Source organism: Teretinema zuelzerae (assembly GCF_021021555.1).
GTDB lineage: Bacteria > Spirochaetota > Spirochaetia > Treponematales > Treponemataceae > Teretinema > Teretinema zuelzerae.
The window spans coordinates 1552651-1573578 of the sequence record NZ_JAINWA010000003.1 but is presented as its reverse complement, the minus strand read 5'-3'; the positions used below and the strand labels follow the sequence as shown (position 1 = coordinate 1573578).

Sequence of the window (20928 nt, the reverse complement as noted above, 5' to 3'; positions counted from 1 at the left end):
TTGAGGGACAGAGCAACTCTGAGCAGCGTTTTGATACAGCCTTTCTCTGTCCCTACATTATTAATCAGCTCAGTCTGCCTGCTTCGTTCTCGTCGTGCATTGTTTCTAGACGATGCATGACGTAATCGACAACAAGTTGTTTTTTGTCTTCGATTTCCGCTCCTTTCCATGTCCGGGCTTCTTCCCGGAATTGATTGCAGTCGTAAACGGGGCTGGCAGTCATGATTATTCTATCCTTGCAGACGACGTCTCCCAACATATCTGCGGGGTCTTCCGAGAAGCGCAGGCAGTTTCCATTAATCGAAACTAGCATCATGATATCGGACAGACGGATGTATGAATCGATTTCTCTCACGCCTTTCTTTGTCTCGGGTTTTCCTGGCCGATACCGCGTCCCTGAGGGGAACACTAATACCGCGTTTCCGTCTTTCCGTACGCGATCCAGCGCGCGCATCGACGCCATATTGATGACCCGGCTCCGCTGTTCTTCTGTTTTGTATTTCTCCGGATCGGTGATCGATGCCAGGGATCTGCTCGGGTAGATGATAATTCTGCTGTATGCTTCCGCGAAGGCCGAAACGAAGGGGTTTTCTTCATTAAGTTTCATCCCGGCAATAGCAATGATCCGGTCGGCGAGTTCTTTTCCGATGCCGCCTTCTCTGCTTAAAAGATACATGATTCCGGGAAGATCGAAGTTGCTGTAATGTTCCATTAAAATGATTCCGCGTTTTCCCGCCTTAATGCCCTCTAAAAAGGTTTCTGCGTGCTGCATATTGCGGAATTCCGAGTTCGGTAACATGTTTTCTTCGCACATGGCGTCCATAAAGGTTCGTATGCCCATATTCGCCGGTTGAAGGACATTATGCTCTGTTATGACGTTTTCAGCGCGCGAGAGACGCTTTAATTCCGGGAAAAGGTGTTTGTAACGGATAGCTAGTGAATCGGGATTCATGTGATCGCTCCTGAATTATTCGTTGTTAGATACTAATAGCGCTCCGGGCCTGCGTGTCAATATTCTGTAAGCATCTCTGCAAGCTGATAGATATTTCGTATGTATCCGAAGCCTTCCGACATGGCAAGCGTTTCGTATTTTCCTGTTTCATCGACGAGCACCGCTTTGCCTCCTACCTCTTTATAGCCCCGAACATATTTCATGTGGTCGTCGACGAACAAGCTGTCTGTCACCGTGTGTCCTACAGCTGCTAGAGTAGTAAGATAGCTGTCCGGATGCGGTTTTCCTGCGCCGTTGTGATAGGTTATGTCAAAGACGCCTAAAAAAAGGTCGGAGATGCCGAAAAAGTCGAGAACCCTCTGTGCATGGGCCATCGGCGCGTTTGTCAGCAACGTCATCGGTTTCTTGAGGGACAAGAGATACGGCCTGAGGTTTTCGTCCTTTTGCAGCTCGGTCAACTCTGACGGAGGATGAACAGCGTTGAAGTAGGATTGTTCGTCCTTCAAGTTATGTTCGCTTTTCAGCCATTCCAGCGTTGTTCCATAGCCCGGCAGAGCCGCTGCTCTCATGCTCTGTCCCTCGTCGATCGGTACTCGCAAAAAATCAGCGACGAATTTCATCATTCGATTGGTTATGCCTTCGTCCATCCCGCTCGACGCCGGATAGAGCGTATTGTCGAGATCCAAGAGTAAATGCTCAATCATATTTTCAATATATCATAAAATGAATTACGCTTTAACCGATGCGAAGCGCATTTTAATGCATTCAATTCTGCAGAAATCTTGTTGTTTGGAGGTTTCTATGAATATGCTTGCTGTATCTTTGGGATTCATTCCTTTCATCGTTCTTCTCTCTTTTTCGATTCATTGGAGATCCTTAAAGACTGTATCGTCCTCTTCGGCGAGGCTTGAATATTCAAGGGTCCCCTATCTTGGGTACTCATTCCTTCTGGTAATGGTTTCTTGGGTTCTGTTTATCGCATCGCCGGCAAAAGAATTTCCGTCTCTGTTAATTCCTCTGGGTTCGATTTTCGCGATTATCGGCGATTATTTTAACCTGCAACATGAGTTCGCTCAAAGGATTACCCGCAATACTCCAATATTCGGAGGATTGCTTTCATTCAGCATCACTCAAATATGTTATTCCGCGGCGTTTTGCGCATTCTCTTCAAATTCGTCGCTTTTTAATTTTACTTACAGTATTCCTCTCATTGTGCTTTTTGTTAGTATTCCTCAAATAGTTTTTTCCCTGCGCGTGTATTACAAGGGGATGCCGGCTCGAATTGTGTGGGGCTCAAGGGTGTACTCGTGTTTACTCGGATTCATGGCTGCAGCGGCGTTGATTTATGCGTTCGCATACGGCGGTTTCTGGATTTTAATAGCATGCGGAGGCGTATTATACCTCATCTCCGACTCGATTCTCGGGGAGACTACCGTTCACGGTCGTCATCCCCGAGCTGAGTATCAGCTTCCCTGGATCACCTATCTAGCTGCCCAGGGATGCATCATCATCGGATATGGACTTCTATCGCCTTGATCGTACCGGTATGTCTGAAGACTTCGCTGGAATATTCAGGGGACAGAGCATCTCCGTCGATCGTCTGACTAGAATCTGCCATTTTAAGAATAATCTTCGCCGCTCTGCCCAATACGAACTCGCTTTCTGTGCTCTGTCCCCCATCCTCCGTCTTCGTAAAACGATAGGTGACGGGAATGGCGCACCAGCTGAACTCTATGGTATTGTCCGCGCGAATTTCGGATTTGCGGAGGAGTTCCGGAACGAATCGAATCCTTCCCTCGTCTATTTGAACCCCGAGTTCTCCCCAGCGCGTGAGTATCTCTTCCTTAACCTGTCCGGTCATTCCCGGCTGTTTCGCTCCCTGGCCCGCCGGAGTGTGCGAATAGGGGTCTGTCGGAAACGCTCCGTAGACTTGAGGCGTCTTGTTAAAGCCGATGCCTTTTCTGACGTCGTAATAGATTCGTGCAAGCTTTTCCTTCGCCGGGCCTTTCGCACGCATATAATTTTCCTGAACCGCAAGCATCAATTTCGACACCATGTGCCAGTATATGCTGCCGAGTCCTTCATACGCATAGAAAGTGCCTGATCTTCCGGTAAAGCTGCGGTGATGGAACGTTTGCTCATAGAGTTCCATGATTTTATTCCGATCCCGTACAATTATTTCCTCTGTCGCCGCCGCGTTTTTCTTTCCAAGCTCGCTTAGGGCCTTGTCCAAATCCTTGTTGTTTCTGAATCCGGGATTGAAATGGCACTCGCCTGCAGCGTCTTTATATATGATCGACGAGTCTCCCTGATCGAGCAGCGTTTTCAAGAGAAGAATGCCTTCTGCGTCGCTCGGTGATACCTGATTCTTTGCAAGGAATCGCGGGAGTTCCTTATTGGGATAGAGGATATATGAATACTGATCTTCCCTGAACAGCGGGCTTTTTTTAAGGCTTTCGCACAGATTCACTGCTTCGTCATCGGAAAGCGATCCCGATGAGAGAACCGCAACCTGCCCTTCTAGCATCACATCGAGGTTATGAACCTCGATTCCTCCGTCTTCCCGGACTTCCATTGTATTGTAGGCATGGTAGAGTCCGTCGTTTCTGCGGTTCTTCGCGATCGAGGCGTCGATGTGTGAAATAAAGGCGGCTATTCCCTTAAGAATTTCATCCTTTGAAACGGGCTGTAAATTCTCCGAATATCCACTGTTGTAGAGAGCCTTTCTTTGTTTTTCGAAGAGCAATCCGATTGTGTCGACGCATGTTCGTCGGGCCTTCGTTTCAAAAAGCGATTCCGGGCGGGCTTTTTGATAGTATTGAGCTATCTCTCGATAGAAAACAGCCGTCTCTTCGGAAATATTGAATTGCTCTGTCCCCGATTCAGTATAGAGCATTTGAAGGAATGAAAGAAAACGTCTGAGGTAATACAGCGTAACCATGGAAAGGCCGTATCCTGCCAGCGCATTGTTCGCGTCGTTCCATTCAGGGCGTTGCGTGTTGAGCCAGATTCCGCCGCCGGGAACGAAGCTCGCCATTTTTGCGAGAATAAGCGTGAGAATTTTAGTCGTCATGGATACAAGGGCTACGCTGCCGTCTTTTGCATGCAGAAGCCTTGCGTCGGTTCCTTCGCTCTTTTCAGCGGCCATGATTTTCTCATGAAGGTCGTAATCGAAAATAATCGTCGATCTTGGATTCTGGAGAATATCTGCGTGAGATTTAAGCCGGTACGGTACGTTTCCGCTGGAATAGAGCGGAGAATCCAAATCCGAAGCAAGAGCGGCCGGATTGATGCGGTGTTGCAGCTCCATGAGCTTTGCAAGGTAGATGATTTGGTGGTCGCCCCAGTAGCCTATGTTCGACCAAGGATTTTCCGGTTCCTGAATTTCCCAGTCTATTCCTTCTCGCGTGATTCGGTAGGGATTGTACCCATCAGCCGTCGTTGCGTTAAGGAATTTCGCTATGATGTTCTGGGTGTACTCCGGCCATGAGAGGGACAGAGCTTCCCAGTTTTGGAAAATATCGCGCCAATTTCCCTGGTAATTCAGTTTTGGATTGCCTTTCTCGTCCTTGATTTCGATTGAAAAACGGTTCCATGGACGGCTTGGGTCTCCGTGGCGTCTTGAAAAGGTTATTGGAAGATATTCGCGGAATAAGCGAATGGCTTGCGGATTATTGCTTGCCGCGATCGTTTCTTCGAGCTTTCGAAATGATACGTTGCTCGGGAGATTTTTGGTAAGCTGCGCTATGTCGGCCCCTGCTTTTTTATTTCTTACAGCGGCAAAGGACCTGAAGTCCTCTACGGAAAGACCTTCGCGGTCTGCGAATATTCCGCCGCGCATAATATTGAAAAGGACGTTCGCTTCATGATGTATGCATGTCTCCGTATCCGCAGTGTTCTGCAGACCGTCGGCAGTAGCTATGTAGGAAATGAGTTGTTCTACGCCTTTTTGAATATCGTTCTCCAGGTCTTTCAGGACAACGCTTCTGTTTTTCAGTTTTCTTTTTATCTCTGCTATTTTTCCGGCTTCGAGACTCGTATCGAATACCTGATACCACGAATCGGTTCCTCCACGCGGGGACAGAGCAAGTATTCTTTTAATTAAATATGCCGGTCTCTGTCCCTTGAGAACTATATCTCGATTAAGAGCCTTTCCTTTCCTGAAGTCATCCGGGGCATCGGGGGACAGAGTAATATCTCCCTCGCAGGAAAACCAGCCAATATTCGCAAGGAGTCCTTCGCTGGGCTCTGCTTTATCGGATACTATCGACGTGATGGAGAAAATAGCCATGCCGGAATCTTCATCAAGGTCTGTCCGTTTATACGCGTCAAGCAAAACGCTGTTGTTGTTTTGGAAGTCCGCTGTGACGCATGACGGCAGAATGTTTCTGCAGCCGTCGAGCACGGTGACGGTTTGCTCTGTCCCCGAATTATTAATTATCCTCGAATGCCGCACCAATCCGTATGCGTCGGAGGATGTCCATCCATATTGGAAGGTAAGGCCGAGATCGTTGTTAACCTCTTCAAAATAGACCTTCGATCCAGAATGGTTTTTATACAGATTCCTTTCTATTGACCATAGCCCGTTGGCAGCTTCCGAGAATGGCTCCCAGTGATAGGTTCCGTCTTGGGTTTTAACCTGGATAGCAGTGAACGAGCCGGTGTACGTCCTTCCGTCCGAGACTTTATCAGCGGTATAGTAGGGAAAAACCGCCTGGTCGCAGTGTTTACGGCCGGCGGTTAAGCCTCCGTTAGACCAGATATAGTTCCAGATGTCCGATGCGCTTACTATCGTCATGAAAAAGGGCGGCATGGCGTCATAGTTACCGATCCGGTAGTAGGTTTCGCCAAGAAAATTCGTAAATTTCCCGGCGACTTCTCCGGGTGCGCGCGAACTGATCTGTTCGAGGGTTATTCCTTTCATTTTCTCTCCTATAAAAGGTCAAGCTGAATGTCTCAGCCGTTGATAACGGAAATCGCTGATTGATCTAATGGATCCAAACAGGGAATGGATATGCAACCTGGAGGCCGTCTTGTCATGCCCCCTATATCCCGCTTTCACCACTATCCTATGAAATGTATACGTTGTCAATATTACATGGCAACCGGTTGCCATGATTATGTGTAAAAATTTTACTAATCATTGTCATTTTTTACCTCGCTGATGACTAGATGCTTTCTTCGTTGGATCTTCTGAAACTATAAAAATCGCATTAGCCGGGAAACCAGTATGAATCGGTATGCTGTCAAGCAATCGTGAAGTTTCATGGGAGCTTCGCTTTTCACTACCGATTGCTCATGTATTCAGTACTGAATTATCGCATAACATGATCGATCTTCAACCTTTTTTTCACTTTTCCTGTTGATTAACATAAGACTATCGTTTCCTCTTAATAAAGCCGGTTAATGCAGTAAATGTTAAAATAGTGAAACTTGCACAAAATGACATGTCATGATAATTTGTAATCTATGGATCAAACCTTGCCAAAATTGCTGAAGCGCATCGCTTCAGAATACCCGGATCTTCCGGGACAGTTCGCTAAGAATTCCGCCGGTCGTTTCGAACCGGTTTTTTTTCGTGATTATTATGAGATTGTGTTGAGTTTAGGAGCAGGCTTTATATCTCTCGGCCATCAGCGCGGAGATCATATCGGGTTGATCGCCGATAACCGCAAGGAGTGGCTTCATTCGAGCATGGCCATCATGGCGATCGGCGGAGCCGATGTCCCTCGCGGCTGCGACGCGACCAAGCAGGAAATATCCTATATCCTTTCTTTTGCTGAATGTAAAACTGCCGTTTTGGAAAACGAGGCGCAGGGCAAAAAGATGCTCGAAGTCCGGGGTAGCGTTCCTCTGCTTGATTCGTTGATCTTCATCGATCCGCCGTCCGCGGAGAACTCCGAGTCCTTCTCGTCCGCCGGTTTTTCGGTTCATACCTATGCTTCGCTGCTTTCAGCCGGCGTTGAATGGAGAAAGCTTCATCCCGGGCGGATAGAAGCAGAGTTGGAAGCCGGTCTTGCCGACGATATCGCAACGTTGATTTTCACTTCCGGAACGACGGGCGAACCAAAGGGCGTTATGCTCACTCATGACAATTTCCTGTGTCAGCTGGAAGAGCTTCCGTCGAGGATTATTCTGCATCCGGGCGAGAAAGCGCTTTGCGTTCTTCCGGTATGGCATTCTTTCGAACGTCTGTGCGAGTACGTAATTCTGTTCAGCGGTGCATCTATCGTGTATTCGAAACCGATAGGGAGCATCCTTCTCGCGGATCTCGCATTGATGAATCCGCAGCTTCTTCCTTCGGTGCCGAGGATCTGGGAGTCCGTCTACGACGGCATTTTCAGGCTCATGCGCAAAACAGGCGGCATTGTGTGGCTGATGTTCAACTTTTTCGTGACTGTAGCGATTCTCCAGTCCCGATGCGAACGGCGCGTTTTCGGCCGTTCTCCGGTTGTCAGCCGCGCCTCCGGCGTAGCCGGGGCGGTGTTGTGCTTCGTCCCCTTTCTCTTGCTTTCCCCGCTGAAGGCGCTCGGCGGTTTGCTGGTGTTTAAGAAAATCCGCGCCAAACTCGGCACCGGCTTCAGGGGAGGCGTATCCGGGGGAGGCGCACTTCCTCCGTATATCGACGAATTTTTTTGGGCTGTCGGCATAAACGTCGTTGAAGGCTACGGCTTGACGGAAACGGCGCCGGTCGTGGCTGTGCGTCCGATGTCAAAGCCGGTTTTCGGAACCATCGGCACGCCGATCAGCTGTTGCACAGTGAAGATTCTGGACGACGAGGGGCGCGAGCTTCCTCCCGGTTCAAAGGGCACCGTTTATGTAAAAGGCCGGAATGTGATGCGCGGTTATTACCGCAAGCCGGAGTTGACGGCAAAAGTGCTCTCCTCTGACGGCTGGCTCGATACGGGCGACATCGGCTATAAGACGCTGAAAGGGGAGATTATTCTTCGCGGAAGGAAGAAGGATACGATAGTTCTCCGCGGCGGCGAGAATATAGAGCCTACTCCGATAGAAATGAAAATCAACGAATCGTGCTTTGTTTCGCAGGCGGTGGTTTTGGGCCAGGATCAGCGCTATCTGGGCGCGCTTATCGTTGTTAACAGGGACGAGCTTCTGTCATGGGCGAAAGAAGCGGCTCTGCCGACGGATCGCTTTTCCGATTTGCTTTCCGATCTTCAGGTACGGAAACTATACGAGTCTGAAATCGCGGATCTCGTGAACTCGCGCAACGGTTTTAAGTTGTTTGAACGGATTAACCGTTTTGTGCTGCTGGAAAAGCAATTCGAAACCGGCGTCGAGCTTTCCGCGAAGCAGGAGATTATGCGTTATAAACTGAATGATTTGTATAAAAAGGAAATAGCTTCTTTGTTCACTTAAGCGAATGCAGCTTTGAACATAAAAAAGCCTCCCATCTCAGGGAGGCTTTTTTCATTCAGCTGGCGAGCGCGTCGCGGACTGTTTCGAGGAGCTCTTCTACGGTGAAGGGTTTGGGAAGGATCGATATGACGCCGAACTGATGGGCAAGAACCTTGAATGTCGATTTATTCATGTCGATTTTTCCGGAGGTGAGAACCACCTTGAGGTCGGGATAGGCTGTATGCAGTTCGAGTATGAGGTCCATGCCTCCCTGTCCGGGCAATATAATGTCTACGAGGGCAAGCTCGGGTTTTTCAGTATTGAGGATTTCTTTTGCCTTTTCCGCAGAAGGCACAGTGCTGACCTGATAGCCTTCTTCTTCTAAAAGCGCTTGAACCATGCCGGAAACTGATACGTCGTCTTCTACAATCAATATTTTCTGCATAAGTATCTCCAAAATCTATAAAACACCATAAATCTAAAACTGTTACAGGTCAAGCAATCATATCAAAGAAAGCGGTCATACATGCCGGTTCTTGTTAATAATGGGGCGGTCTGACATGCGGCATGTCCTGCATTGTGTCAGATAGATCGGTGAGCTTTGTTCGCAAGGCTTTGTTTTCATTTTTAATTTTATCCAGGTCGTCGTTCTGCTGGAGAACTGTTTCCTGCAGCCTGCCGAGAAAATCCTCGAGATAGGCGAGTTTCATTTCGATTGTAACAAGTCTGTCGTCCGATTCCGTCATGCCGGAGAGTGTATCACAAACTGCTGTAGTTGTCAGATTCTCTGCAGATGACGATTTTATGCTTGCCTGTTTTTTTCGCTTGATACAGTGCGTTATCGGCGAGTTTTACCAGTTCCTCCGGCGTTCTTCGTTGAGCGCCGTTATTCGAGCTCGACGCGATTCCTATCGAACAGGAGAGCCTGAGTTCTTCGGCGATGGCGACCGGGCGGCGCAGGTATTCGGCGATTCTCGGAAGGAACCATTGCTCCTTTTCGATTGCGTTGAATAAGCGCTCCGCCGGCAGGGCTGCTATTTCTGCGTCAGTATCCGGCATCAAAATGATGAATTCGTCTCCACCGTATCGAGCCGCGAAATCGATGTCTCTGAACGAATGTTTGACGAGCTTGGCGAATTCCGTAAGCAGAATGTCTCCCAGAGCGTGGCCGAAGCTGTCGTTGTAATATTTGAAGTTATCAAGGTCGATAAAAACGATGGAAAGGCCGGGCGGCGGATAGTGATCGGGAGTTGAAAGCCTTTTTTCTTCTTCCTGTAATTGAGTTTGGAGAGCCTGTCGGTTGTAAAGCCCGGTAAGGGAATCCTCGCGCGATAATCTGAACAAATCTTCGTTATGGCGTATTTTGGTGAAGAGCGTTCCTATATGCGCGGTTGCGAACCTGAGCGTTTCCATATCCTCGGGAGGAAGGATGAGCGACGCGTTCGCGCTTGCCATGAAAAGGCAGGCCGCGGGAATTCCGTGCTCCATTATCGTGAGGGAGACTGCGTTCCTGATCGGAACCGAGTTGTCGGGAGCGGCCTGATGTATTTCCTCGGAACCGAATGTTTGCTTCTTCGGAACCGAGAGGATTGCCGCGATGAGGGGCTGCAGTTCTTCCGGTTCAAGCCCTGCGGGACAGGACCAGGCGATCAGCTTTCCGGGGATGAGGGTTCCGTCCGGCCCGGGAGTGACCGAAAGAAACAGGATCACTTCCATCGGAAACTGGTACTTGATCAGGCGGGTTAGTTTTCTCGCCGCCGAGGTTCTGTCCGCAGTCTGGTTCAATTCGCTTTGCAGGATATTCAGGAAGTGTATGTCGCGAATTTTCGTCTGCAGCCTGTTAAGGAGAAATTCTTTTTTGGCGAGATTGATCATGGTGCCCGTATTCACGGACGTTTCGGGGAGGCAGAGCGTCGGAGGGGTTTCTCTGCCGGTTTCGCGGAGGGTTTCAAGACGTTCCCTGAGAAATTCTGTTTCTTTCCCGGAAGCGTCGGAGAGGCCTGCATTGATGCGTTCGTGGGCTTTTTCCGGATTTCCGTTGACCAACCATGCCCTCGCGTATTCATACTCCAGTATCGGCAGGCTGTCGGTTCCCGCGTCTTCTCCTCCTTCAAGGCATACCCGCGCCGTTTGAAAGTGATGGGATGCGTCTTCCATATCGCCTTCGTCGGCAGCGACGATTCCCCTGAGCAGTTTATAATAAAAGCGGGTCTTCCAGGGATAGTCTCGATGTCCCGGACGCAGCCGCGCGATAAGTTCAAACGCTTTCGCGGTCTTCCCGAGCTTCGCGATGCACAGCGCCTTGAGGATGTAGACGTCGTACTTTTTATGGTAGGGAATGATGTCGACCCTGAGGGTTTGCATAAGCTGCAACAGCTTATCGGCGATCGCCGCGCCTTTCTCGTATTGAGCGCAGGTGAAATAGAGCATGCCGATGTTGTAGAGCGTGATGCAGGTTTCTTCATGCTTATCCAGAGCATTCAGAAGCGATATGCTCTTTTGGAAGCAGGACAGCGCCTGGGAATATTTCCCTTGCAGGTAATACAGATATCCGATGCCGTTTTGTATCCGTATTACGCCTTCCGTGTTTCCTCCGGCCTCGCGGATGTGCAGGGTTTTGTTCATGTAGATCAGAGCTTCGCGAAAGTTTCCATGATTGGAAAACATAATGCCCGCTTTATGATACGCGAACGAAAGCCCCATTTCATTTTGGATAAGCGCATAGTACGAGATCGCCTCGTTGCAGACGGAGATGACGTTCTTGAAGGAGCGATAGTAATGCGCGTACAGGTGGACGTTTGCGCAGACGAAGGCGTACAGGCCTTCGAATCCGTCCGCTTTCAATGAGTTCATGAGGGTGAAATAATCGGATTCCGAAATCGGCTGCGAGGTTTTTAATGAAATCACGAGGGAAAGATACAGGGTGTCTCTGGATAAATTCCGGTCTTTTTGCTCTTCCTGCAGTTTTTGCAGAATGCTCAGGAACCGTATCGCTGAATCTACGTCGCCTTTTTGCAGATAGACCATGGCTGTTTGGATGTACGTTTTTGCGAGAAGCGCGGGCTTGTCCTGTCGTTGCGCCGCTTCGACCAGGCTGTGATACGCGATAAGAGCCTCGCTGTAACGCCCGAGGTAATACAGGGACAGAGCGCGTATTTCGGTGATTTTCCGTTGCATCGCGGGAGCGTCGTCGGGATTGACGATACCCAGCGATTTTTCCGCCTCCTCGCAGCAGGTTAATGCTTCCTCGCAGGCTAAAAAGGAAAGATTTCTCATCGCGTGGTCGACGATCATATTTAAAGGCATGAGATTCTGTTCTTCAAGCTGTTCGTCGCCCGTTCCGCTACTGCTTTCTATTCCGAAAACGCCTTCTTTTTGCTCAGTAAAGCCGATGAAGGAATCCCATCTTTCCAGCGATGCTTCGTCTTCCAGCCCGTATTGCGGACTATACGCGCAGACGCAGAGGATTCTTGCTCTGTCCCCTTCGGGATTCCTTTGTTTTTCCTGCAGGAATTTGAGGAATTCCAGCAACTCCGGTCCTGCGTTCCGTATTCCGGACAGCACTACGACAATGGGGCGTATGAGGGACAGAGCAGCGAGAAGATCAAAAAGCGATTGCCTGAACTTCGACTTCTCGAAGGAAATTTCATCCAGAAAAATGTAGTCCTTGCGCAAGGCAGGGATTCCTTCGATGAACGAGGCGAAAAGGGGTTTGAGAGGCGGATATACGCAGTCGCTTTGCACGAGCGTCCATGGATTCTGGTCGTACAGCTTGCAGAAATCGGGAATTATCTCCATGAACGGGTGGCAGGGCGGGTGGACGGCATCGGGACTAATGTGGTGGTCGGCTAAGTAGATCTGTTCAGCCGCTTCAGCGATGAACCCGGTTGCGGCCGAGCGGAAGGCCGCGGTGTCTGTTGCGGAGCAGATGAGGGTGCGAGGCGCTCCCGAGCAAACGTCGGCCCATGAATTGCGCAGGATTTTTTGAAAAGAATTCTGGTTGTTCTGAAGCATGGGTTTCATCGCTTAAGGCTTGGGTCAAGTTTCACATACTTTCATTGAGGTGTCAATGAACGGCTTTCATTCGGGTTGACGCAAGTTTTTTTTCACGTATGCTGATAGCGTACAGGAGCGTGCCGATGGTTCGTCTTTTCAGATTTTTAAAGCCGTATCTGGGTTATGTATCGATAACCGTTGCTTTGCTGCTTATCCAGGCTGTTTCAGAGCTTTCGCTGCCCTCCATCATGGCAGACATCGTCGATCGAGGCGTACGCGGCGGCATTGACGGCGTTATTTTCCTTTCCGGCGCTAAAATGGCGGCGATGACCGTTATCGGGGTAATCGCGTCGGTCGGGGTCGGATTTGCGGCGTCCCGCACGTCGGCCGGTTTTACCCGCGATCTCCGTCAATCGCTGTTCGAACGGGTTCAATCTTTTTCGCTTGCCGAGTTCGACTCGCTTTCCAATGCCTCGCTTTTGACCCGGACGACGAACGATGTGACGCATTTACAGCATATCGTTTCCATGTTTTTGCGGATGCTCCTCTTTGCTCCCGTCATGGGGTTCGGCAGCCTCGTCATGGCTATCCGCACAAGCTATTCGATGAGCTGGATTTTAGCCCTCGCTGTTTTCCTGGTTTCGTTGATGGTCGTTGTCATGGTCGTCGTCGCAATGCCCCGTTTTAAGCTGATTCAGGGCTTGGTCGATCGCTTGAACCTGATCGGGCGCGAACATCTGGACGGAATCATGGTGATACGGGCGTACGGCGCCGAGTCTTTCGAGATGAATCGTTTCGACGAGGCTAATTCCGAATTGACCGCCGTCAACCTTTTTGTGAACAGGATGATGTCTGCCCTGCATCCTTCGTTGACCCTCGTAATGAACGGATGCAGCCTGCTGATCGTATGGATCGGTTCGAAGCATGTGGCGGCCTCTTCGCTGGAAGTAGGCCAGATGATGGCGTATCTGCAGTATGCCATGCATGTGATCATGTCTTTTTTAATGATATCGATGATGTTCATCATGATCCCGAGGGCGGCTGTCTCCGCTAAGCGGATTTCTGAAGTTCTTGCCGTCGATCCTTCGATTACTGATCCTGAAAAGCCGGAGGCGTTGGAAGCTTCAGCCGGCAGCGTCGAGTTCCGGGGCGTGTCCTTCAGGTACGAAGGGGCCGAGGAGGACGCGTTATGCGATGTGTCCTTTTCGATGTCGCCCGGGGAGACGGTAGCCCTCGTCGGCCCGACGGGAGCCGGTAAATCCACTCTTGCGAATTTGATTCCCCGGTTTTACGACGCATCGGGCGGTTCGGTGTTAGTCGGCGGAAAGGATGTTCGTGCTCTGTCCCTGGCAGAATTGCGTTCCCGAATCGGATTCTGCCATCAAAAGGCGGCGCTTTTTTCCGGTTCGATAGCGGATAATATCCGATACGGAAACCAGAACGCGGACGAAGCAGGGATCGAGGCCGCGGCTTCGACGGCTCAAGCCCTCGATTTTATTTCCGAACTTGAAGGCGGGTTCGAAAGCCGGGTTGCCGAGGGCGGATCGAACCTCTCGGGTGGACAGAGGCAGCGTATCGCCATAGCGCGCGCTTTGGCGAGAAACCCGGACCTTTATGTATTCGACGACAGTTTCTCCGCGCTGGACGGGCGAACCGACGCCCGTCTCCGCGCCGCTTTGAAAAAGCGCACAAAGTCGGCCTCGGTGCTTGTCGTATCGCAGAAAATCGAAACGGTGAAGCATGCCGACCGCATCGTCGTTCTGGATGACGGGAGGATAGCCGGCAGCGGAACTCATGAAGAACTTTTGCTGCTCTGTCCCCTGTATAAACAACTTGCGGAATCCCAAAACGCGGCGGAGGTTCGATCATGAGCGTCGACGACAAGGAGAGAAACTCTTCAAGCGCGGAACAAAATGCGGCCCGGGGTTTTGGTCCGGGAGCCGGACGGGGGCTGCTAGGGGGGAGGGGCCCGGGACCCGGCGGACCCGGACGCGGCGGCCCCATGGGCATGATGCCGGGAGAGAAAGCCAGGGACTTCGGAGGGAGCCTTCTCTCGCTTAAAAGGTATCTTTCATCGCACCTCGCCTTAATCGCGGCGTCGCTTGTCTTGTCTGCCGGTTCAACCGTCTTTGCGGTATTGTCTCCCGTGTTGCTGGGGCGCATCACGACCAACGTATTCGGCGGGCCCGATTTTCAATTCATCGCTAAATCCATTCTTGTTCTTTCTATATTATACGGCTTAAGCTCTCTGTTGAACTGGCTGCAGGCCTTTATTATGAGCGGCATTTCGATGAAGGTGTCGTACTCGCTCCGCAGGGATCTCGAGGCGAAGCTGCACCGGCTCCCGCTTTCCTATTTCGATAACCGCGCCAGAGGAGATATCCTTTCGGTGTTGACGAACGACGTCGATACGGTCACCCAGACTTTAAATCAGAGTTTATCACAGATTATATCTTCGGTGGCGATGCTCTCGGGCATTCTCATAATGATGGCCGCGATCAGCATCCCGATGACCCTTGCGTCCGCGATCGTTCTTCCTCTGTCCCTCGTGTTCGTACAATTCATCGTCCGTAAATCCCAGCCGTATTTCAGAAAGCAACAGGAGTCGATAGCAGCCCTGAACGGCCATGTGCAGGAAATGTATTCCTGCCATTCGGTCGTGCTTGCTTTCGGAGGGGAAAGCGCCGCGGTGAAAACCTTCGAGTCTCATAACAGGGATTTGCATGCGTCTGCGTGGAAGAGCCAGTTTTTCTCGGGTTTGATGATGCCGGTCCTGGGCGGCATCGCGAACATCGGATATGTGGTTATCGCCCTCGTCGGAGGATTCCTCGCCGTCAGAGGCCTTCTTTCGGTCGGCAATATCCAGGCCTTCGTGCAGTATGTCCGCCAGTTCAATCAGCCTATCGCCCAGGCGGCGAATATTTCGAACGTGTTGCAGTCCATGGCCGCGGCTGCCGAACGCATATTCGCGTTTCTCGGAGAAGCCGAGGAAGAAAGCGGCGGCGGGACGGCTTTTCCTCGCGGTTCTGTGAAAGGTTCGGTCGAGTTCGACGACGTTCGTTTTTCCTATGTTCCGGGAAAGCCGGTTATTCGCGGTTTTTCCGCCCGCGTGGAGCCGGGCATGAAGGTCGCGATCGTGGGTCCGACGGGAGCCGGCAAGACGACGATGGTGAAGCTGTTGATGCGTTTCTATCCTGTCGAGTCCGGGTCGATATCGGTCGACGGCCTCGACGCGCACCGTCTGGATCGCCGCGATTTGCGGTCTGCCTTCGGCATGGTGCTCCAGGATACCTGGCTCTATCGCGGTTCGATACGCGAGAATATACGGTACGGACGGCTCGACGCCGGCGATGAAGAAGTCGTTGAGGCTGCTTCGTGCGCCCAGGCCGATCACTTCATACGATCGCTCCCTGGCGGCTACGATTTTGTAATCAACGAGGACGCAACGAATATTTCCCGGGGAGAAAAACAGCTTCTGACGATTGCCCGTGCGATTCTGGCCGATCCGCCGATCCTTATTCTCGACGAAGCCACCAGCTCGGTCGACAGTTTAACGGAGGTGCTGATTCAAAAAGCGATGGACGCTCTCATGTCCGGCAGGACGAGTTTCGTCATCGCTCACCGTTTGTCTACGATTAAAAACGCCGACCTCGTGCTGGTGATGAAGGACGGGGACGTTGTCGAACAGGGAACTCATGACAGCCTGCTTCGCAAACGCGGCCTGTATTCAGAATTATACGAGAGCCAGTTCGAACCCGAGGAGGCTCCTCGATCCTGAGCGCATTCAAATCAGAATTAGCGTTTCCGCAGTTCCGCGGTCTCATGGTATACTTGCGATAGATCATTGAAAAAGGGAGTTGTAATGTCAGATTTCAAGTCGAGTTCCTTCATGTATATGCTGGGCGCTCTGGTCGCAGTCTTCGTCGTCGCGCAGTCTCTGTATTTTCTTGCGCGGGCGTTCCGCCGCGGAACCGAGCTCGGCCTCGACCGGAAGGTTCTATACCGCACCGCGCGTTCCGCTGCGCTTTTTGCCGTCCTTCCCTCGGTTTCCATCCTGTTGGGACTGATCACCCTTTCATACGCCCTGGGGCTGCCTCTTCCGTGGATTCGTCTGAGCGTTCTCGGCGCGGTCACCTATGAGCTTCCCGCGGCGAGCGCCGCCTTGAACGCCCTCGGCGGTTCCATTGCGGAGCCGGTATCCGAAGCCCGTTCCTTTTCCGCGATCGCCTGGGTGATGACTCTCGGCTGCATTTCTCCGCTGGTCATCATTCCGTTGTTTCTGGAAAAAATTCAACGCGGCGTATTGAAGATTCAACGCAAGGATAATCGATGGGGCGAGGTGTTTATGAACGCCCTCTTCCTCGGCATGATATCCGCCTTTCTTGGCATGGGCGTTTCAGGAGGCCTTCTTCCTGTTCTCACTCTCCTTTCCTCAGCCGTTCTGATGATCGTCATCGGAATTCTCGTTAAGAAGGTTCGAGTTAAATGGCTGGAGGATTTCGCGATGCCGCTAAGCATGCTCGGAGCGATGGCTCTTGCCGTTTTCTACGCCCAGGCTCTTCCGGCCTCTCTCCTTCCTCCCGCTCTTTGGAATTAAAGGAATATAATATGAAACAAGAAAATTGCGCGCATAGCGATCCTGTACCCGTTTTGACCGGATACGAGCGAAACGTCCATACCTGGGGCCGGGCCTGGATGTTCGCCGCCCTTGCGGTCATGCTGGCCGTTCCGTTCGCGATATCGGTTCGCTACAACGCCTGGCCCGGCTTTATGCCGGTATTGAAAGGGCTTCTGGCCGTAGCTCCCGTTTTCTGGACCGTATGCGCGATCGAGGTCCTCACCTACGCGCCGATGCTCGGTTCCGGAGGAACTTATCTCGCCTTCGTCACGGGAAACATCACGAATTTGAAAGCGCCCGCCGCTCTTTCGGCCATGCAGAACGCCGGGGTTAAGCCCGGCACGGAAGCGGGCGAGGTTCTTTCCACTATCGCGATCGCGGTCACCTCGATCGTAACGACGCTGATCCTCGTTCTCGGCGTTGCTCTTTTCTCGCGGCTTTCGCCGATTCTCGCCATGCCGGTATTGAAACCCGCATTTAAAATGATTCTCCCCGCCCTGTTCGGAGGGCTTGCGGTCGTATTCGTCGCGCGCAACTGGAAGATTTCTGTCGCTCCCCTGGCCGCGATGGTGATTCTCTTCCTTGCGGTGCCTTCGCTTGCGGGGGCCGTAAGCCTTCTCGTCCCCGTCGGAGCCCTTGTTTCGATCGGCTTCGCCCGACTGCTCTATACGCGAGGCCTTCTATGAGCATGATGACCCAGGCGTTTTTCGCCGCGCTTATTCTGTTCGTTCTGTTTGTTGCATTCGTTTTGATTCGCGCGGCTCTTTTCAAACCGCCGGCCGATTCGCCGGTCTCCCTGACGGAACATCCGTTCAGCGAAGAGTCGGTGAGCGCTCATCTTTCCGAGATGATCAGGATTCCGACTGTATCGAATATCGACCCCGCGAAGTCTGACCTTCGGGTATTTTCGGATTTCCGCGATCTTCTTCAAAGCCTGTACCCGGAAGCATCCCGTGTCTGTTCCCGGGAGCTCATCGGTCCGAGCGGAGTGCTGTACCGCTGGAAGGGGAAGTCCGCTGAAGAGTCGGTCGTTTTTATGGCTCATTACGATGTCGTTCCCGCGACAGAGACAGGCTGGGTTCATGAGCCCTTTTCCGGGAAGATAGACGACGCCGGCGTCTTGTGGGGCAGGGGCGCGATCGACACGAAGATTACGCTCTGCGGGATTATGGAAGCCGTCGAGGCGAGAATCCGCGAGGGTTTTGTTCCCGACCGGGATATTTGGCTTTCGTTCTCCGGAGACGAGGAAGTGTTCGGACCGTCCGCTCCCGCGATCGTCGAGCACTTGAAGTCGCTCGGGGTCCGTCCTTCCCTGGTGCTGGACGAAGGCGGAGCCGTCGTCTCGAACGTGTTTCCCGGAGTCTCTCAGCCCTGCGCGGTGGTAGGCATCGCGGAAAAAGGGATGATGAACGTCGAGCTTGCGGTAGAAAGCAACGGCGGCCACGCTTCGGCTCCGCCCAGGCGGCAGACGGTGGATATCCTCGCCCGCGCGATACGTTCGGTTCTTTCCCGGCCGTTTCCCGCACGCTTGTCCCCGGCCTCGGCCGCGATGTTCGATGTCCTCGGCCGGAGATCTTCGTTCGGCTACCGGGTTCTGTTCGCCAATATACGGATTTTTCTGCCGTTGTTCAAATTGATCTGCAGACTCTCCGGCGGCGAGCTCGACGCTATGATGCGCACGACCTGCTGCGCGACGACTCTTTCAGGCGGGCCCGCGTTCAATGTGATGCCGTCGCTCGCGAGCGCCGGTTTCAATCTCCGCCTCCTCTCCGGCGATACGGTCGAGGGGACTCTTTCCGAGATTAAATCCCGCGTCCGCGACGATCGGGTGAAGGTCTCCCTCGCGTACGGAAACGACCCGTCTCCGGTCGCTTCTACGGATTCGAACGCATGGAAGGCTGTTTCCGAATCCATCAGAGCGGTCTGGCCCGAGGCCGTGCCGGCGCCGTATCTCATGGTCGCATGCACCGACTCGCGGCATTTTTCCCGCATCTGCGACAACGTTCTGAAGTTTTCCGCGATGGAGCTCTCCAAAGAAGAGCGCGGAACCATGCACGCGCGAAACGAGCGCATCCCTGTCGCGAAAATTCCTCTTACCTGTTCTTTTTTCTGGAATCTGATAGGCCGTCTTAATTCGGACAAGGCATGAAATAAAGCCGTTGAACAAAAAAAAGCCCTGCCCGGGATATGCTTCCGGGCAGGGCTTTTTTATTTCGCAAGCGGTTGAGCCTTCCTTTCGGAAGGCCGCCGCCTCGCGTTATTTATACAGCGGGCGCTTTACGTAGTGAGTGTGAAGAAGGTGGTGAGCCTTTTCCGAATTCGGCTTGCCCAGATACTCGGTGTATACCTGCTGAACGTAGGGGTTCTTGTGGGAAACCCGGATTTCGCTCTTGGTGTCGTCCGTGTAGAGGCCTGTGGCGCGCTTTGCGCGGACTTCGTCGTCCGCTCCGTAGGGCTGTCCGCCGCCGGATACGCATCCGCCGCGGCAGGCCATCACTTCGATGAAGTGATAGAGGGGTTCCCCTCCCTTTGCCTTGGACGCGCGCACCGCGTCGACGACGGCCGCGACGTTTCCGAGCTGATGGACGACCGCGATGCGGAGATCCTTGCCCTTCACGTTGACGGTCGCTTCCTTCACGTCCTGCAATCCGCGAGCCGGAACGAAGTTGATGTCGCCGAGTTCGCTGCCGGTGATCACTGCGTATGCCGTGCGGAGAGCCGCTTCCATGACGCCTCCGGTCGCTCCGAAGATCGTTCCCGCTCCGGTGTACGGTCCGAGGGGATTATCGGCTTCGCTTTCCGCGAGGGAATTGAAGTCGATTCCCGCCTGCTTGATGAAACGGGCGAGTTCCCGGGTCGTCAGGACGGAATCGACATCCTGGAAGCCGGAAGAGTTCATAGACTCGTCCCGCTTGCATTCGTATTTTTTTGCCGTGCAGGGCATGACGGATACGGAGAAAATTTTCGCCGGATCGATTTTAGCCTTTTCCGCCCAATAGGTTTTGATCATCGCGCCCATCATCTGCTGGGGGCTCTTCGCAGAGGAGACGTGGGGGAGCAGATCGTGGCAGTTCTTCTCCGCGTAATCGACCCAGGCGGGGCAGCAGGATGTGAAGAGCGGAATTTCGCCCTTTCCTTCAAGAAGCCTGCCGATGAGTTCGGTTCCTTCTTCCATGATGGTGAGGTCAGCGGAAAAGTTGGTATCGAATACGTAGTTGAATCCGATCTGGCGGAGCGCGGTGTAGATCTTTTTGGTGGAAAGAGCGCCGGGCTCGAGTCCGAATTCTTCGCCGAGCGCTACGCGGACCGCGGGAGCGATCTGTACGACGGTGGTGACTTCCGGATCGGCGAGGCGATCCCAGATCTTCCTGCTTCCGTGCGCTTCATAGATTGCGCCGACGGGGCAGTGGACCGCGCACTGGCCGCAGCGAACGCAGGGAGAATCGGCGAGGTTGGCGAGTGCCGCCGGTCCGATGACGGTCTTTCCGCCGCGTCCCTGGTACTCGATCGCGTTGACGCCCTGCACCTGCTGGCACACTTCGACGCAGCGGCCGCAGTTGATGCACTTGTTGCGGTCGAACACGATCGCGTCGTTGGTGTTGTCGATCGGCCGATCGATGATGAAGTGGTCGAAGCGGATCTGGCGCAGGCCGAATTCAGCCGCGAGGCTCTGCAGTTCGCAATTGTTGTTGCGTGTGCAGGTGAGGCATTCCTGGGGATGGTTGGAAAGGATGAGTTCAAGCACAGTCCGTCTCGCCTTGACGATTTCCGGATCGTGGGTGATGACGCTCATTCCCTCGGTGACCTTGGTGCAGCACGCGCGGAGCATGCGCGCCGTTCCTTCCTGGCGCACGATGCAGATGCCGCAGGACGCCCATGCCGGGAGATCGGAATTGTAGCAGAGAGAGGGGATCTTTACGTTGGCCTGTTTAGCGGCGGCGAGGATGGTTGTTCCCTCCGCCACCTGCAGGGCTTTTCCGTTTATTTTGACGTTAATCATTATGCT

General features: G+C 52.6%; 14 protein-coding genes. 7 read left to right on the top strand and 7 right to left on the bottom strand.

The window, feature by feature from the left end; genetic code table 11:
- Positions 1–64: 64 nt before the first annotated feature.
- Both K7J14_RS14060 and K7J14_RS14055 read right to left on the bottom strand, forming a co-directional pair.
- Positions 65–952: a 1-acyl-sn-glycerol-3-phosphate acyltransferase gene (locus tag K7J14_RS14060; RefSeq protein WP_230757709.1), complete on the bottom strand. Its 888-nt coding sequence runs from the start codon at positions 950–952 to the stop codon at positions 65–67.
- 56 nt (positions 953–1008) lie between these two features.
- Positions 1009–1656, bottom strand: coding sequence for an HAD-IA family hydrolase (locus K7J14_RS14055; protein ID WP_230757707.1), 648 nt, complete (start codon positions 1654–1656; stop codon positions 1009–1011).
- Between the two features lie 19 nt (positions 1657–1675).
- Here K7J14_RS14055 and K7J14_RS14050 point away from each other — a divergent pair, with 19 nt between their 5' ends.
- Positions 1676–2488, top strand: a complete 813-nt coding sequence (locus K7J14_RS14050) for a lysoplasmalogenase family protein (protein WP_330165604.1) — start codon at positions 1676–1678, stop codon at positions 2486–2488.
- On the opposite strand, the gene K7J14_RS14045 is transcribed toward K7J14_RS14050, so the two are convergent.
- Positions 2460–5876, bottom strand: a complete 3417-nt coding sequence (locus tag K7J14_RS14045; RefSeq protein WP_230757705.1) for a hypothetical protein — start codon at positions 5874–5876, stop codon at positions 2460–2462. The two genes, K7J14_RS14050 and K7J14_RS14045, sit on opposite strands and share 29 nt — an antisense overlap.
- Before the next feature lie 545 nt (positions 5877–6421).
- On the opposite strand from K7J14_RS14045, the gene K7J14_RS14040 reads away from it, so the two are divergent.
- Complete coding sequence (locus K7J14_RS14040) at positions 6422–8329, top strand: AMP-dependent synthetase/ligase (RefSeq protein ID WP_230757703.1); 1908 nt, start codon at positions 6422–6424, stop codon at positions 8327–8329.
- Between the two features lie 55 nt (positions 8330–8384).
- Here the strand turns inward: K7J14_RS14040 and K7J14_RS14035 are convergent, their stop codons facing one another.
- The 3 genes from K7J14_RS14035 to K7J14_RS14025 form a co-directional block, all read right to left on the bottom strand.
- Entirely contained in the window at positions 8385–8753 is a 369-nt protein-coding gene (locus K7J14_RS14035; RefSeq protein ID WP_230757699.1) for a response regulator, read from the bottom strand.
- 94 nt (positions 8754–8847) lie between these two features.
- A complete protein-coding gene (locus tag K7J14_RS14030) occupies positions 8848–9054 on the bottom strand; it encodes a SlyX family protein (RefSeq protein WP_230757696.1) in 207 nt (68 codons plus the stop codon).
- Positions 9055–9067: 13 nt separating this feature from the next.
- Positions 9068–12331: a diguanylate cyclase gene (locus K7J14_RS14025; RefSeq protein WP_230757684.1), complete on the bottom strand. Its 3264-nt coding sequence runs from the start codon at positions 12329–12331 to the stop codon at positions 9068–9070.
- Between the two features lie 116 nt (positions 12332–12447).
- On the opposite strand from K7J14_RS14025, the gene K7J14_RS14020 reads away from it, so the two are divergent.
- The 5 genes from K7J14_RS14020 to K7J14_RS14000 all read left to right on the top strand — a co-directional run bounded on the left by K7J14_RS14020 (position 12448) and on the right by K7J14_RS14000 (position 19071).
- On the top strand, positions 12448–14175 hold the full coding sequence (locus tag K7J14_RS14020) for an ABC transporter ATP-binding protein (RefSeq protein WP_230757681.1): 1728 nt from the start codon (positions 12448–12450) through the stop codon (positions 14173–14175).
- Entirely contained in the window at positions 14172–16082 is a 1911-nt protein-coding gene (locus tag K7J14_RS14015; RefSeq protein WP_230757680.1) for an ABC transporter ATP-binding protein, read from the top strand. Before K7J14_RS14020 ends, K7J14_RS14015 begins: the two co-directional genes overlap by 4 nt.
- An 84-nt stretch (positions 16083–16166) precedes the next feature.
- On the top strand, positions 16167–16901 hold the full coding sequence (locus K7J14_RS14010) for a DUF5058 family protein (protein WP_230757679.1): 735 nt from the start codon (positions 16167–16169) through the stop codon (positions 16899–16901).
- Positions 16902–16912: 11 nt separating this feature from the next.
- Complete coding sequence (locus K7J14_RS14005; RefSeq protein WP_230757678.1) at positions 16913–17608, top strand: hypothetical protein; 696 nt, start codon at positions 16913–16915, stop codon at positions 17606–17608.
- Positions 17605–19071: a M20/M25/M40 family metallo-hydrolase gene (locus K7J14_RS14000; RefSeq protein ID WP_230757677.1), complete on the top strand. Its 1467-nt coding sequence runs from the start codon at positions 17605–17607 to the stop codon at positions 19069–19071. The genes K7J14_RS14005 and K7J14_RS14000 overlap by 4 nt, the downstream gene beginning before the upstream one ends.
- A 108-nt stretch (positions 19072–19179) precedes the next feature.
- Here K7J14_RS14000 and K7J14_RS13995 read toward each other — a convergent pair whose 3' ends face one another.
- A complete protein-coding gene (locus tag K7J14_RS13995; RefSeq protein WP_230757675.1) occupies positions 19180–20922 on the bottom strand; it encodes an NADH-dependent [FeFe] hydrogenase, group A6 in 1743 nt (580 codons plus the stop codon).
- Positions 20923–20928: the final 6 nt, after the last annotated feature.

Bases quoted from the DNA above. Each gene is read 5' to 3' on its own strand.
- K7J14_RS14030 (WP_230757696.1), bottom strand. From the start codon at position 9,054: ATGACGGAATCGGACGACAGACTTGTTACAATCGAAATGAAACTCGCC.
- K7J14_RS13995 (WP_230757675.1), bottom strand. From the start codon at position 20,922: ATGATTAACGTCAAAATAAACGGAAAAGCCCTGCAGGTGGCGGAGGGA.
- K7J14_RS14000 (WP_230757677.1), top strand. From the start codon at position 17,605: ATGAGCATGATGACCCAGGCGTTTTTCGCCGCGCTTATTCTGTTCGTT.
- K7J14_RS14055 (WP_230757707.1), bottom strand. From the start codon at position 1,656: ATGATTGAGCATTTACTCTTGGATCTCGACAATACGCTCTATCCGGCG.
- K7J14_RS14015 (WP_230757680.1), top strand. From the start codon at position 14,172: ATGAGCGTCGACGACAAGGAGAGAAACTCTTCAAGCGCGGAACAAAAT.
- K7J14_RS14040 (WP_230757703.1), top strand. From the start codon at position 6,422: ATGGATCAAACCTTGCCAAAATTGCTGAAGCGCATCGCTTCAGAATAC.
- K7J14_RS14045 (WP_230757705.1), bottom strand. From the start codon at position 5,876: ATGAAAGGAATAACCCTCGAACAGATCAGTTCGCGCGCACCCGGAGAA.
- K7J14_RS14005 (WP_230757678.1), top strand. From the start codon at position 16,913: ATGAAACAAGAAAATTGCGCGCATAGCGATCCTGTACCCGTTTTGACC.
- K7J14_RS14020 (WP_230757681.1), top strand. From the start codon at position 12,448: ATGGTTCGTCTTTTCAGATTTTTAAAGCCGTATCTGGGTTATGTATCG.
- K7J14_RS14060 (WP_230757709.1), bottom strand. From the start codon at position 952: ATGAATCCCGATTCACTAGCTATCCGTTACAAACACCTTTTCCCGGAA.
- K7J14_RS14050 (WP_330165604.1), top strand. From the start codon at position 1,676: ATGAATTACGCTTTAACCGATGCGAAGCGCATTTTAATGCATTCAATT.
- K7J14_RS14010 (WP_230757679.1), top strand. From the start codon at position 16,167: ATGTCAGATTTCAAGTCGAGTTCCTTCATGTATATGCTGGGCGCTCTG.
- K7J14_RS14035 (WP_230757699.1), bottom strand. From the start codon at position 8,753: ATGCAGAAAATATTGATTGTAGAAGACGACGTATCAGTTTCCGGCATG.
- K7J14_RS14025 (WP_230757684.1), bottom strand. From the start codon at position 12,331: ATGAAACCCATGCTTCAGAACAACCAGAATTCTTTTCAAAAAATCCTG.